13 protein-coding genes are annotated in these 14415 nt (G+C 57.0%); 2 read left to right on the top strand and 11 right to left on the bottom strand.

Features of this window, described 5'->3' with window-relative positions; all coding sequences use genetic code 11:
- Positions 1–294: a hypothetical protein gene (locus ABNH18_RS04525; RefSeq protein WP_349381662.1), complete on the top strand. Its 294-nt coding sequence runs from the start codon at positions 1–3 to the stop codon at positions 292–294.
- Here ABNH18_RS04525 and ABNH18_RS04520 read toward each other — a convergent pair.
- From ABNH18_RS04520 to cysM, 11 genes are all read right to left on the bottom strand, one after another.
- A complete protein-coding gene (locus ABNH18_RS04520; RefSeq protein WP_349381661.1) occupies positions 288–1415 on the bottom strand; it encodes an HlyD family secretion protein in 1128 nt (375 codons plus the stop codon). The two genes, ABNH18_RS04525 and ABNH18_RS04520, sit on opposite strands and share 7 nt — an antisense overlap.
- Positions 1415–1786 (bottom strand): DUF3302 domain-containing protein, encoded by a 372-nt coding sequence (locus tag ABNH18_RS04515; RefSeq protein ID WP_349381660.1) that lies wholly within the window; start codon positions 1784–1786, stop codon positions 1415–1417. The genes ABNH18_RS04520 and ABNH18_RS04515 overlap by 1 nt, the downstream gene beginning before the upstream one ends.
- Before the next feature lie 82 nt (positions 1787–1868).
- Positions 1869–2684 carry a YbaY family lipoprotein gene (locus tag ABNH18_RS04510; protein WP_349381659.1) on the bottom strand — a complete coding sequence of 272 codons (816 nt, stop codon included), beginning with the start codon at positions 2682–2684 and terminating at the stop codon, positions 1869–1871.
- A 169-nt stretch (positions 2685–2853) separates the two neighbouring features.
- Positions 2854–3282 (bottom strand): organic hydroperoxide resistance protein, encoded by a 429-nt coding sequence (locus ABNH18_RS04505; protein WP_349381658.1) that lies wholly within the window; start codon positions 3280–3282, stop codon positions 2854–2856.
- Between the two features lie 102 nt (positions 3283–3384).
- Entirely contained in the window at positions 3385–3849 is a 465-nt protein-coding gene (locus ABNH18_RS04500; protein ID WP_349381657.1) for a MarR family winged helix-turn-helix transcriptional regulator, read from the bottom strand.
- A gap of 171 nt (positions 3850–4020) precedes the next feature.
- On the bottom strand, positions 4021–5025 hold the full coding sequence (locus tag ABNH18_RS04495; protein ID WP_349381656.1) for a porin: 1005 nt from the start codon (positions 5023–5025) through the stop codon (positions 4021–4023).
- A 177-nt stretch (positions 5026–5202) separates the two neighbouring features.
- Positions 5203–5979 carry a nucleoside triphosphate pyrophosphohydrolase gene (gene mazG / locus ABNH18_RS04490; protein WP_349381655.1) on the bottom strand — a complete coding sequence of 259 codons (777 nt, stop codon included), beginning with the start codon at positions 5977–5979 and terminating at the stop codon, positions 5203–5205.
- Positions 5980–6169: 190 nt separating this feature from the next.
- Positions 6170–8410, bottom strand: coding sequence for a GTP diphosphokinase (relA, locus tag ABNH18_RS04485; protein WP_349381654.1), 2241 nt, complete (start codon positions 8408–8410; stop codon positions 6170–6172).
- Between the two features lie 11 nt (positions 8411–8421).
- Positions 8422–9759 carry a 23S rRNA (uracil(1939)-C(5))-methyltransferase RlmD gene (gene rlmD / locus ABNH18_RS04480; protein ID WP_349381653.1) on the bottom strand — a complete coding sequence of 446 codons (1338 nt, stop codon included), beginning with the start codon at positions 9757–9759 and terminating at the stop codon, positions 8422–8424.
- 125 nt (positions 9760–9884) lie between these two features.
- On the bottom strand, positions 9885–10667 hold the full coding sequence (locus ABNH18_RS04475) for a 3'-5' exonuclease (RefSeq protein ID WP_349381652.1): 783 nt from the start codon (positions 10665–10667) through the stop codon (positions 9885–9887).
- Positions 10664–11578, bottom strand: a complete 915-nt coding sequence (cysM, locus tag ABNH18_RS04470; RefSeq protein WP_349381651.1) for a cysteine synthase CysM — start codon at positions 11576–11578, stop codon at positions 10664–10666. The genes ABNH18_RS04475 and cysM overlap by 4 nt, the downstream gene beginning before the upstream one ends.
- A gap of 127 nt (positions 11579–11705) precedes the next feature.
- On the opposite strand from cysM, the gene ABNH18_RS04465 reads away from it, so the two are divergent.
- Entirely contained in the window at positions 11706–14411 is a 2706-nt protein-coding gene (locus tag ABNH18_RS04465; RefSeq protein WP_349381650.1) for a response regulator, read from the top strand.
- Positions 14412–14415 lie beyond the last annotated feature (4 nt).

The raw sequence follows: 14415 nt of genomic DNA, 5'->3' as shown, positions 1-14415 counted from the left end.
GTGACCGAACCGCTCATTGCCATGCCTATGCCCTCCAAAATATCCCCCGACAGCCTGCGCCGACGCCAGCAGCTGGCTATTTTTATGGCCTTACTGGTCAGTGGCATTGTGTTCTGGCCGCTCGCCAGCGCACTCTACGACGATGGCAGCGTATTTTTTCTGCTACTCAGCCTGTTGCTCTGGCTAGGCGTGGGCCGGTTTATCTACCACTTACTTGCCCCCGCAACGAAAACGGGCGGCCCAAAGGCCACCCGCACTACACCATCAGAGGATCGTGACGACCCGCATCAATGATCCAGATAAAGATAATGCTGCCAGCTCATCATTCTCAGCAAAATCTGTCGCATGATCGCCACATGATGAAAGTGCTCGGAATACACCGCCGCCTGGGCACTAACCCCCAGCGGCAATGCCTCTACGGCTTCGCTTTTTTCTATCTCGATCATGGTCAGGGTTTCGTTATCCATACGCTGGAAAGCCTCCCCACCAACCAGGCGCTGCCCTGCCGCCAATTGTGATTCAGCAATAGTCGGCAACACCTCAACCAGCTTGGCACTAAACACTTGCCCCGGCAGAGACGTGAAGGTCAGCTCCGCGTCAGACCCCGCTTGCAGCCGCAACAACGATTGCTGACGGAACGCCGCCACGAAGCGACGCTCCTGATCGCTAACGAAGTTAGCCAGGGGCTTTAGCGGCAACGGCACCGCCATCATGCCGGGTAACACCGCCAGCTGAGTCACGAATCCATCAGTGGGAGCCCGAATGATGGTGTTCTCCAGGTTGAAGCGGGCCTCTTCAAGCTGGGCTTTCACCGCCGCCACAGAAGGGTCGTCACCATCCACAGAGCCATTCAATTCGGTCTCGGCTTTTGCCAAAGCAGCTTTCGCCGCTTCCAAGTCCGCGTTGGTCGCAACGGTACGCTCAAACTGCGTATCAATTTGTTGCTTGCTGAAGGCGGTGGGCGCGCCTTCGTAACGGCGCAATTTATGTAGTGCCTGATCCCGTTCAGCCGTGGCCTGGCTAACTTTTGCTCGCGCCTCCGCCACCACCGCCACATTCCCCTGAGCCAGCTGCCCCGTGTCTGCCAGCTGCGCTTCAAGCTGAGCCACCCGAGCTTTAAACCGGGTGCTGTCCAGCACCACCAGCGGCTCACCCTGCTTCACCCGTGTGTTGGCTTTCACTGGCACCTCAAGGACCCGGGCGCGAACTTCCGAGACAAGCGGTGTGACCACATACACCTGGCGTACTTTATCGGTAAACGGATGGTTGTAGTTCATGAACAGTACCAACCCACCAACCAGCGCAATGCCGCCCAGAACAGCGGAGGGGACAGTCCATTTATTCAACGGAACCTTGAATACCTTGAAGATAAAAATGCAGATAGCGGCATAGGTAAGGAGCAATAAAGTTTCCATCAGAGATTCCCCTCCCCGTTCTGGCCTGTCTGCTTAGCCAACAATTGCTCCAACCGCTCCAACCGCTCGGACTGGGCGTTAACCTTCTCCTCAAGCTCCGTCACTAGGGATTCCTCCCTGCGCTGTTTTTCCTCAATCTGCTGGAATCCCCAACCCCGCTCCGGCCGGTACAAGGTGGCCCAGATCCATAAAAACGGCCACATGACATGCAAAGTAAACAAGCTGACCCAACCCGCCACATGGATTGCATCCTGGTGCGGGTGATTACGGCTTTTAGCTATATCGTAGGGAATATCGTGAATAGCGATGATGCCGTAAAACAGCACCAGCGCCACAAAAAACAGCAGGCCAAGGGCCACGTAACTCAACATACCGGCCATCCTTTTTCGTTATGAATCGCGGCCCCTTCCGGCCGCTCAGCGCTATCCTACCAGAAACTTATTTACTGCCGTGTCACAAGTCCTGACCACAGCCACTGTACAAGGTGTTGTTACGAGTCACCTTCACCTTATAAGCAGAGGCTTCACCGCTCATCACGTCTTCACATTCCTGTTCACTGATTTCGACTTTCAAAGCACCGGTCTCAGTGCTGGCCATGTAAATGGTCTCTGGGCCTTCAGTTTTCGCCCCGGGGTTCGGTGTCGTCATGCTGCTGTTGCCGTAGTCCCACACGAAGACCAGCCGCTCCTCCGGATAAATCGCCAGGTGCCAACCCGGCTCGTTTCCGGCAGCCCAGAAATTGGCCCCGTCCGCTTTGGCCTGCGCTGTGTTGGTAGCCGGCTTTGCCTGGGCATCCGAAGCGACGCGCTCCAGCATGATGGTGACATTCTGATTAGCTTCCTTCTCACCCAGTTCCACCGTATGACGCTGAGTGGTCGTCCATAGCAAGCGCCCCTCACCATCGCGGACTTCCGCACGCACGGCGTAAGCCATCGGGTGACTGTTCTGCGCAAAAGACTTGTCATAGCGTAACGCAAAAGGCACTGGGACATTCCCTGGGTTATCAATCTGCTGCTCGGCAATCAATTGCGCCGGCGCATCTGCCCGAGACACATCCGCCAAGGTCACCGTCACCGTTGCCTCAGGCGGCATAGCCATCCGCTCGCGGTACATCACCTTCCCGGCAAGCACGCGCTGCTGAGCGTTTTCCTGCTTCGCCCTCTCATCCGGTAACCGTTGCGCATCCTGTTCTGGCTGGTCACAACCGGCAAAGGACAAAGCTGCCCCCAGCAGTAATGAAGATAAAAGAGCGTTGCTATTGCGCATCATGGCAGGTCCTCGTTTTGGTCATTGTGATCAGACTCATCGGTGGAAAAGCAGTTCCACCGCGCTCCCACACCAGTAAAACGAAGACAGAGCAAAAAAGCAGCCCGCAGGCTGCTTCTTTTACGCTTTATTGAGAAGCAGCCACATGAAGGCTGGCTTGATGACCGGAAAGCTATACCGTCACCACCAATTCCACGTCGATGTTGCCGCGAGTGGCGTTGGAATACGGACAAACCTGGTGCGCCTTTTCCACCAGCGCTTGCGCTTCATCCTGCTTCAAGCCCGGAATATGCACGTTCAAGGTTGCCTGAATGCCAAAACCGCCACCTAAAGGACCAATCCCTACCTGCCCGGTAATCGCCGTTTCATCAGGTAATGCCACCTTCGTTTTGCCAGCAACCAACTTCAATGCTCCGAGAAAACATGCAGAATACCCCGCCGCGAACAGCTGTTCCGGGTTTGTACCTTCACCCCCTGAGCCGCCCAGGGCCTTTGGTGTCGCTAACTTGACGCTTAGCTGGCCATCATCACTGGCAGCCTTGCCGTCCCGGCCGCCTGTCGCCGTCGCTTTCGCTTCGTACAGTACTTTTTCCAGACTCATCATCATTCTCCTTTCCATTATGCTCACTATTAAATAGTGCGCTATTTAGAAGTGTTTAAAAAAAGAGGCCTCGCCCCTTTAATACTTCCGTTGCCGATGTTTTCAAGCCGATAAATCGCTATCCGCCAATCTGCCGCGCAGCGCATGCAGATCATCGCGCAATTGCCGCAGATGCTCCGGTTCACACTGCGTGGAACACAATATGGCTTCAGGCACCGACTGCGCGGATTCCCTCAATGCCTTGCCCTGGCTGGTCAGGCAAATTTCCACCTGTCGTTCATCCGCACGAGAACGAGCACGTTTCACCAGCTCGGCAGTTTCAAGTCGCTTCAGCAACGGCGTTAACGTGGCAGAATCCAGATACAACCGCTCACCAATTTCCGACACCGACTGCGCATCCTGCTCCCACAACACCATCATCACCAGATATTGGGGGTACGTCAGCCCGAGCGCTTTGAGCAACTTGCGGTAGACCTTGTTCATCGCCAGCTGGGCGGAGTACAGGGCAAAACAGACCTGCATATCCAGATCCAGCGATCCGTTGTTTGGTTTAATTGATTGGTTCATAGCTCAATATTAAATAGCGCACTATTAAATCTCAATACCTTTCCTTCTTCTATCAACCCTTGCGGGTTTGTGCTGCCCTCCAATATAAAAAAGCCCGCCAAAAGGCGGGCAACTGTTACTTGCGTCGAGGAAAGCTGGCTCAGGCAATCTATGTTGCCTGAGCTTTTTTATTTAGAACTTGTGTTCCATACCGATACCGAAGATGGTTTCTTCTGTGTCGGCCAGATCGAATTCAAGCTGTGTACCGTAGGCGTAGACTTTGCTGGCTTTGGCCAGTTTGTAATCTGCACCCAGGCTTACCTGAGTCGCTTCTTCGTCGGAAAGTTCACCTTCGCTCATGCCGTACTGGGCTTTCAGCTTCACGCGATCAATCTTGAAAGCACCGCTCAGGATGTAGGAGGTTTCTTCGCCGTCTGCTTCTGTTTCTTCGGCAGTCTGGAACAGTGCGCCGATTTCGAAGTTGCCCGGCTTCAGGCCAAGAGCCACACGAGTGATATCGATAGTGGGGCTGGTGGTGGTTTCGTCAGTGATCAGCTCGTCGACCATATCTGCATCGTGAGAGATAGCACCGAAGAACATGTCTTTTTCAACGACCAGCGACACGGAGATGGTATCAGCCAGGCCGGTTTCCGGATCACCGTCGCCGTTGATGTCGTTGTTTTCTGCAGGGATGAATGCAGCATTCAACGTTACGATGTCGCCCAGCTTAGGAGTGCTGTACTGGACGATGTTGGAAACACGGTTCTCACCAGACAGAACGTTCTTGATATCGCCGCCGATATCGTTGAACTGGTCGATTTTGCCTTGGGCTTTCTTGGTCGGGGTATCGAATTTACCCGCTTTCAGAGTACCAAAGCCGCCTTTCAAACCACCGTAGATGTTACGCTGAGTGAAGGTCTGACCGCTTTTGTCGCCATCATCAACACTGATTTCGAACTCAGCTTGGTAGATAGCTTTCAGGCCGGCCACGTCCAGGTCGAAATCCCCTTTAACGCCCAGACGTGACGCATTGCTGTTCAGCTCCCAAGCATCGTCGCTGGGGTTTACGCCATCGTCGAACTCAGCGTTTTCCAGGGAAACGTTTACTTTACCGTATACAGTCGGGCCATCGGCCAGGGCCAGACCAGGCATGGCTACAGCGGCCCCCACAGCGATCGCAAGCAAATTCTTCTTCATTCCAACACTCCTTCAATCAGGCAATATTTTGTATGCAACGTAACAGCGTGACTGAAACCCCAACCAAGCGAGGTAACGTTGACTGCTTGGTGGCGCAGTATGGGGAGAGTGGATGACTGAAAAGTTTCTCTTATGTGAAGTTTTTATTTCACAGGAACAAGAAGGGATTATTGGGGGTCAATCTGCAGATTTTTTCGCTTGCTGCCAAGCAGCTTCCAACGCATTTTCATCTAATGATTTCAAAGACTTGGACTGCTCCCGCTCCATGGTGCGGAAGCGCCGTTCAAACTTGTTGGTTGCGCGGCGAAGTGCCTGCTCCGGGTCGATCTTCAGATGACGGGACAGGTTTACGAGGGTAAAAAGGACGTCGCCGAACTCATCTTCGATGGCATCTTTGTGACCACTGGCCAGCGCTTCGTCCAGCTCTGCCAGCTCCCGATCAACCTGATTGCGGACGGGCGCAGGCGCAGGCCAGTCGAAACCCACCTTGCCTGCTTTCTTTTGTATCTTGCCAGCGCGCTGCAGTGCTGGCAGGCCTGCCGGCACACCATCGATGGCGCTACTATGCTCACGCCCCTTGCGAGCGCGCTCCTGCTGTTTGATCTGTTCCCAATTGGCTTTCACTGCCTGTTCGTCATCTGCTTCGGCATCACCAAAGACGTGCGGATGACGGCGGACCATCTTGTCGTTGAGGACATCGACAACGGCATCAAAATCGAACAGGCCGCGTTCACTGGCGATCTGGGAATGGAAAACCACCTGCAGCAACAGATCGCCCAGCTCCTCTTTCAGTTCCGGGTAATCGCGTTGGGCAATCGCCTCTGCCACCTCAAAAGCCTCTTCGATGGTGTACGGCGCAATGGAATCGAAATCCTGCTTTACGTCCCAGGGACAGCCGGTTTCCGGGTCACGGAGTTTGGCCATGATGGATAGCAGCAGATCGGTGTTAGACATGCTTTCCTCTATTGGTAGCGGCCGTGCTTACGAAAAGATGAGTTCAACGTTTAAAGTTGAGAAGCAAGGCTATAACCGTGACGTTCACGAAAGCTTTGCCTGCTTACTAGGGACGGTGAAACGCGAGCGATACGGAGCCGTACACGGCACGTCATCCCTCACGTTTCAACTTTGAACTCTCAACTTGCAACTATTTTTTATAACGCCGCACTTCAAGCACGCCTTTGAGTTGATCCATCTTGGCCAACACTTTGCCCAGGTTCCCCAAGGTGGCAATTTCCAGGGTGAGCAGCATGGTTGCTGTATTGTCATCCTGATCAGACTGGGTGTGCACAGCAGTTACGTTGACTTTTTCGTTGGCCAGAACGGCAATAACATCTTTGAGCAGACCCTGGCGATCCCACGCGCGCAGGAACACGTCCACCGGGTAAGTAATCCGGTTTGCCTCACCCCAGGTCACTTCAATGACACGGTTGGGCTCATCACCCTGCATGGCCAGCAGCTTCTCGCAGTCTGCACGATGAACAGTGACACCGCGCCCCTGGGTAATAAAGCCCATGACCTGATCGCCAGGCACCGGTTGGCAGCAGCCGGCCATATGGGTGAGCAAATTGCCCACGCCATGGATGGTGATATCACCACTGGTGGAGGCTTTCGGTTTGGCCGGGACAAACTCCATTTCCTGCTGGTTATGGTCCGGCTGCAGTGCCTGCACCTGATTAACCACATGCCCCGGGCGCAGATCGCCGGCACCCAGCGACGCCAATACGTCGTCACCCGTTTTCAGGTTCAGGTGCGGTGCCAAAATATCCAAATCCACTTTTTCCAGTGCCAGGCGCGACATTTCCTTTTCCAGAATGGTGCGGCCCTGGACGATATGCACATCGCGGTCCTGGCGTTTGAACCATTGCTGGATGCGCGCCCGAGCGGATGACGTGGCCACATACCCCAGTGAGGGCGTCAGCCAATCACGGCTGGGGCCACCTTCTTTGGTGGTGAGAATAGTGACCTGCTCGCCGGTATTCAGGCTGTAGTTCAACGGTACGATGTGGCCGTTGACCTTGGCACCCCGGCAGCGGTGCCCCACTTCGGTATGGATGTGGTAGGCAAAATCCACCGGCGTGGCACCGGACTCCAAGTCGACCACATGGCCTTCCGGGGTGAAGACATACACCCTGTCGCTGACCAAGCCGTGGCGCAGCTCGTCCACCATGGCATCCGGGCTGTCGTCTCCCAGCTCTTCGTGCCATTCAAGTACCTGACGCAGCCAGGTAATCCGTTGCTCGTAATCGGTAACCCCGCTTTTGCCCTTCTTGGCGCCTTCCTTGTAGCGCCAGTGAGCACAGACACCCAGCTCGGCTTCTTCGTGCATGTCGAAGGTACGAATTTGCACCTCCAGCATTTTGCGTTCCGGGCCCACCACCGCCGTATGCAGGCTTTGATAACCATTGCCCTTGGGGCTGGCGATGTAGTCGTCGAACTCTTTGGGCACGTGCTTCCAGAGCGAATGAACAACGCCCAGAGCGGCATAGCAGTCGCGCACTTGCGGCACCAGGATTCGCACCGCGCGCACGTCATACACCTCACCGAAATCCAGATGTTTTTTCTGCATCTTCCGCCAGATGCTGTAAATGTGCTTGGCCCGGCCATTCACCTCAGCACCGCTGATCTCATTTTTTTCCAGATAGCCGCGTAACTGCTCCAGCACATTGTCGATGTACTGTTCGCGGGCAAGCCGCTTTTCATCCAGCAGCTTGGCAATTTTCTTGTAGGCCCCCGGCTGCAGGTAACGGAACGACAAGTCCTCCAGTTCCCATTTCAACTGGCCAACGCCCAGGCGATGGGCCAGCGGCGCGTAGATATCGAAGATTTCCTGGGCCACCTTGCGCTGGCGCTCCGGGTCCGCTTCCTTGACCGCACGGATAATCACGGTCCGTTCGGCCAGTTTGACCAGGGCCACGCGCACGTCGTCGACCATGGCCACCAGCATCTTGCGCATGTTGTCGAGCTGGCCATCCTGCTGGCCAAGTACTGCCTTGCGAGTGGGGTTGAGCGAGGTACTGATCGCCGCCATGCGCAGCACGCCTTCGATCAGGTTGGCCACATCCGGGCCGAATTCCTTTTCCACTTCCAGCAGGGTGATCTGCCCTTCGCGCACTGCCCGGTAAAGAATAGCAGCGGGAAGAATTTCACTGTCGGCCCCCAGATCCACCAACACTTCGCCCATTTCCAGGCCGATATCCAGGCACCCTTTACCATAAGGCCATACCCGGCCCACAGCTTCACCGGCCAGCTGACATTGCTCAGCGCGTTCGCAGGCCTGCTCCAACAAGGCTCGCTCACGGACAGGCGCGCGGTTTTCCAACTGCGTTATCCACTCGCGCCAGTGAGCTATGGGACCTTCTGAGGGCTGTCGCCGTACCGTTACCATGGCATAACCTGCTACTTCTTCTTCGCTTTTTCGAATACAGCGATGGACTCAACGTGGGTGGTGTGGGGGAACATGTCCATCACACCTGCCGCTTTAAGACGGTAGCCCAGCGCCATCAGTTCCCCGGCATCACGGGCCAATGTGGCGGGGTTGCATGACACATAAACAATCTTCGATGCACCAAGCCTGGGCATTAACTTCACCATCTCCAGCGCACCGGTGCGCGGCGGGTCGATCAAGATACGATCATACGTCTGTCTGGCCCAGGCCTGGCCACTAACATCCTGGCTCAAATCCCAGGCGTGAAACTCCAGGTTTTCCAGGCCGTTACGGCGGGCATTCTCATAACCGCGCTCGACCATGGCCTGGCTGACCTCCACGCCCACCACCTTGCCGGCCCGCTTGGCGGCGGGAATGGTGAAATTTCCCAGGCCGCAGAACAGATCCAGCACCGTGTGTTCTGGTGAGAGTTCCAGCAAGTCCAATGCCAACGGCACCATCTTACGGTTAATGTCCGCATTCACCTGGGTGAAGTCGGTGGGGTGAAAGGCCAATTCCACCCCGGCAGACGGGTGCTTGTAGTACAGGCGCTGCTCGCCTTCTTCCGGCCAGATGCGGTGCACGGTGCTTTCGTTGCCCGGTTGCAGGTAACAATGCCAGCCAAGATTCTGGCAAAAGCCCAACAAAGCCTGTTGATCCGGCTCAGGCAATGGGTCCAGGTGGCGGATAATCAGGGCCACATCGTCATCGCCGGCGGCCAATTCAATCTGTGGGATGCGGCTGCGACTTTCCAGGCCGTGCATCAAGGTGCGCAGCTCATCCAGACGATGGCCCACGTCCGGAATCAGCACTTCGCAGGTGCGCAGCTGAGCGATGAAACTGTTGCGCTTTTCCCGGAAGCCCACCAGCGTTTCGCCTTTGGCTTCCACGTACTTCACCCCCAAGCGAGCCTTGCTACGGTACCCCGTCACCGGGCCGGTCAGCGGCGCCAGCCACTCCTCCGGCGCCAGGCCACCAAAATGCTGCAGTTGCTCACGCAATACCGCTTCCTTGCGTGATACCTGCACTTCCGGGCTCATATGCTGCAGGCTACAGCCGCCGCACAGATTGCTGTGTTCACAGGGCGGAGTTACCCGGTCCGGGGACGCGGTCACGATTTCCACGGCTTTGCCTTCATCAAACTTGCGGCGCATGTAGGTGAATTTGAACATCACCTCTTCACCGGGCAGCGCATTATCAATGAAGGTGGTCTTGCCATCGCGACGGGCGATGCCCCGGCCATCGTGGCTCAGGGTTTCAATGCTGGCGGGTTCCGGGGTTTCCGGTAGCGGCTTGCGACGTCGTGCCATGGAAAATCTCAGTACTCTGGGGATAGATCTGGGGTGGGCAGCCATGCTGCCGGCTGCCAATGTGGTGCGGATTGTAGCGTTTCAGGCCGCTGGCGTCAGATTTGTGACGCCCTTGCGGCATCAACTCAGCTGGCCGACGCCTTCTGCCAGGTCTCCAGAAACGCCAGGAAGTGCGGGTGCCCCTCCTCCTTCAGGTAGTCCTGCAGCAACGCCAGCTCCTGATCGTAACCGGTGGCGTCCAGCTCACCGCGCATCAACTGAAAACGCAGATAGACCAGCCAAGTGTTGAGCACGTCGGTTTCGCAGTAGTCCCGAATCCCCTTGAGATCACCATCCTGAAAGGCATCGAAGACCTTGCCACCGCTCATGCCCATCTTGCCCGGAAAACCCAACAAGGTGGCAATTTGGTCCAGCGGCGCATTGGCGCGGCCGTTATACATGGCCAGCACGTCCATCAGGTCCAGGTGGCGTTGGTGGTAACGGCTCAGGTAGTTGTTCCATTTGAAGCTGGTATCTTCGTTGCCGGTTTCCCAGTAACGATGGGCAGGCACGCCATGTTTGAGCGCGCGGTAGTGCAACACCGGCAGGTCGAAACCGCCGCCATTCCAGCTCACCAGGTTCGGGGTGAAACGGTCGATGCCGTCGTAGAAGCGCTCGATCAGCTCCTTTTCGGTGCTGTTCTCATCGCCCAGGGACCAGACCTTCACGCCTTGTGCAGAACGCAGCACCACGGAAATAGCCACAATGCGATGCAGGTGCAGGCGCAGAAACTCGGTGCCATTCTCCTGACGGCGCAGGTTCAGCAACGCGCTGGCGGTGTCCTTGTCACTCAGGCCGTCCAAATCATAAATACGGCGACCACCATCCAGATCCGGAATGGTTTCAATATCGAATACCAGTACGTTCATCCCTGAGACTCTCCTTGCTGAGCTTGCTGAAACACGCCGGTGGACAGGTAACGGTCGCCCCGGTCGCAAATAATGGCCACGATCACGGCATTGTCCAGCTCTTCGCTCAACCGTAGCGCCCCGGCCACTGCCCCGCCGGATGACACGCCGCAGCTAATGCCTTCCTCGCGGGCCAACCGGCGCATCGTGCGCTCGGCCAGGTCCTGGTCCATATCCATCACACGGTCGACCCGGGAATCATCATAAATGGTGGGCAGATATTCCTTCGGCCAGCGGCGAATACCAGGAATGGAGGCACCGTCGGTAGGCTGCAGGCCGACAATTTGAATAGCCGGGTTCTGCTCCTTCAGATACATGCTGCACCCCATGATCGTGCCGGTGGTGCCCATGGAACTGACAAAGTGGGTAACGCTGCCGTCGGTATCGTGCCAAATTTCCGGGCCGGTGCTTTCGTAGTGAGCCAGCGGATTATCCGGATTGGCAAACTGATCCAAAACCGTCCCTTCACCACGGGCCTGCATGGCCTGAGCCAAGTCGCGGGCACCTTCCATGCCCTCTTCCTTGCTAACCGAAATTAGCTCGGCGCCATAGGCAGCCATGGCATCACGGCGCTCCTGACTCTGGTTAGCCGGCATGATCAGCTTCATGCGGTAACCGCGCATGGCGGCAGCCATGGCCAGCGCGATCCCGGTATTGCCGCTGGTGGCTTCAATCAGGGTATCACCGGGCTGAATGTCCCCGCGCTGTTCAGCTTTGAGGATCATGTTTAATGCCGGGCGGTCTTTCACCGAGCCGGCGGGGTTATTGCCCTCCAGCTTGACCAGAATGGTATTGCTGGTCTTGCCTGGCATGCGCTGCAGACGCACCAAGGGGGTATTCCCCACGGTCTGTTCAATGGTTTTATGATTCATGGCGCGTATTGTACCTAAAAAGCCGCTTTATGCCGCACGCTTCACGCAACAATAGGGTTGCGTGAAGCGTGCTGTATGTTGCTATCCTTCAGGCATAATGGGGAAAAATAACAGCAATCGGGGATTCATGGTCAACCAAAGCCTTCGCTCACGCCTGATGTTCATGGCCGCCCTGCCCGCCCTGCTGGCGGCGCTGGTCATTGGTGGCTATTCCATGGTCAACCGGATCGTGGATGTCCGCGAGACCAATGCTCAGCGTCAGCAACTGGTCACCGATAGTTATGCCGCGCAACTGGAAACCCTGCCTCATAATAGCCAGCGCAAACAGCAGAACCTGTTACGCCAATTGCTCGAGGAACAGGACGTTCGCGCAGCCACCCTGGTGTTCAACGATGGCCGGCCGACCCTGCACGCAGGTCCGAGGCTGCGCCCCGCTCCTGTTGCCGCAGCAGCCAATAGCCAGGAGCGGATCACCACCGATACCAGCTGGCAGCTACAGCGAGACCTGAGCGGTGTATTGCCCGCCCAGCTCACTGTGGAGTTTTCCCAGCAGGGGCAGTATCTGTCTACGCTGGAAAACCTGCTCACCCTGTTTCTGGTCATGCTGGCGCTGATCATGATCGCCATGGTTCCCGCTCTGCGCTTTTCCCGCCAGCTGACTCTGCCCATCGGCGACATGGTCAGTGCGGTTCAGCGCATCCGCGATGGCGACCTGAGTATGGCAATCCATACTCGCGCCAAGGGGGAATTGTCCGAGCTGGAAACCGCCCTGCGGCAAATGGTCGCAGCACTGGCCGACGCCCAGACTGAGCTACAGCAAAACGTCGATCAGGCTACCCAGGATCTTCGCGAGACCCTGGAAACCATTGAGATCCAGAACATCGAACTGGACATGGCGCGCAAGGAAGCCCTGAAAGCCAGCCATATCAAATCCGAGTTCCTGGCCAATATGAGCCATGAAATTCGCACCCCGCTCAACGGTATTCTCGGCTTCACCAAACTGTTGGATCGCTCGCCCCTGAGTCCGCGTCAGGAGGACTACCTCTCCACCATTCACAAGAGCGCAGAATCCCTGCTGGCGATCATCAACGACGTACTCGATTTCTCCAAGATCGAAGCCGGCAAGCTGTCCCTGGACCACACCCCTCTTAACCTCCACGACCTGATCGAGGATGTGCAGACCCTGCTCGCCCCCATGGCGCAAGAGCGCGGGCTGGAGCAGGCGGCGATTATCTATTCCGATGTGCCGGTGGCCCTACTGGGCGACCCGCTACGTATTCGCCAGGTGCTCACCAATCTGGTCAGCAACGCCATCAAGTTTACCGACCTGGGCTCCGTGGTGGTGCGCGCCATGCTGGAGGAAGACCGGGGCGCGGAGGCAATCATCAAGATCACCGTCACCGATACCGGCCCGGGGCTAAACCCGGAAGCCCAGAAGGATCTGTTCAGCGCCTTTACCCAGGCCGACCAAAGTGCCCGCCGACAGGAAGGCGGAACCGGGCTGGGACTGGCCATCAGCAAACGCCTGGTGGAAGGCATGGGTGGCGAAATCGGCATCGACAGCAGTGAAGGCAGCGGCTCCACCTTCTGGTTTACCTTGCGCACAGAGCGCGACCCGAAACAACCGGCCCAGCAACCGCCCCATGCTCTGGTGGGCTGCACCGCCACTCTGATCGAAAACGATGAATACGGCCGGTTGGGCCTGTACCACATGCTCAGCCATTTGCAGCTTCGCATCCATAAGCAACACAGCCTCAACGATCTCATGGCCAGCCTGGATCAGGGCGCTCTGTCGCAAAGTGATTTTCTGGTAATCGGCCTACCCAGCCGGGCACCGGGCATCGACCTGCAACGTCTGCTTGATGACCTTGCTGCCCTGGGCACGCCGGTTCTGGTGCTGTGCAATAACCCGGAAAGTGTGTCCCGCTGGCTGGAGGATTACCCGCATTGCCAGGTTCAGGGCAAACCCGCCACTCGCCAGCGCCTGCACAGCGCCCTGCTCACATTAAGCGGCCAGGATTCTCCCGCGCCCCGCCGGCAATCGGTCAGCCGCCCATTTCCCCGGCCGGTTTCCGTTCTACTGGTGGATGATCACCCGGGCAACCTGAAACTGGCACGGGTCTTCCTGGAAGAATTGGGTGTCACCGTCACCGCCTGTGATAACGGTCAAAGCGCCCTTGAAGCCTTCCGCGAACAGCCATTCGATCTAGTCTTCATGGACATCCAGATGCCCGGGATGGATGGCAAGGAAACCACCCAGCGCATGCGCGACAGCGAACCGGATGGTACCCACACGCCGATTGTCGCGCTAACCGCCCACGCGCTGGAAAGCGAGCGGCGGGAACTGCTGGATCGGGGTCTGGACGACTACCTGAGTAAACCGATAACAGAAGGGCAACTGCGCCATACGCTAGAAAAGTGGGTACTGGGAAGCACCGATGATGACCTGCCGGATGCACCTGATAGCAACGATAACAGCGACCAGGTCTTCGACCCTGAGTTGGCCCGCCGTCGTGCCGGCGGGCGAGATCACCTTGCTGACGAAATGCTGAAGATGTTGCTCGATAGCCTGGAAACGGATCGACCGGCTATCTCAGCGGCCTTTGACCGGGACGATAACGACGACTTGCTGGAACGGGTGCACAAACTCCACGGCGCCACCCGCTACTGTGGCACGCCGCGACTGGAGCAGAGCGCCCGGCAGCTGGAAGAAGCCCTGAAAACGGGCAGTGACCGAGCCAGCCTGGGGCCTCTGGTCTCTGCCCTGTGTGATGAGATCTGCGCACTGGAACAACTCTGGCAAGATCAGAGTGAAGCCATGACTCTGGGCTAGCCGG

The sequence above is a fragment of the Alcanivorax sp. genome, assembly GCF_040118815.1.
Lineage (GTDB): Bacteria > Pseudomonadota > Gammaproteobacteria > Pseudomonadales > Alcanivoracaceae > Alcanivorax.
This window is presented reverse-complemented; position numbering and strand designations above follow the sequence as displayed.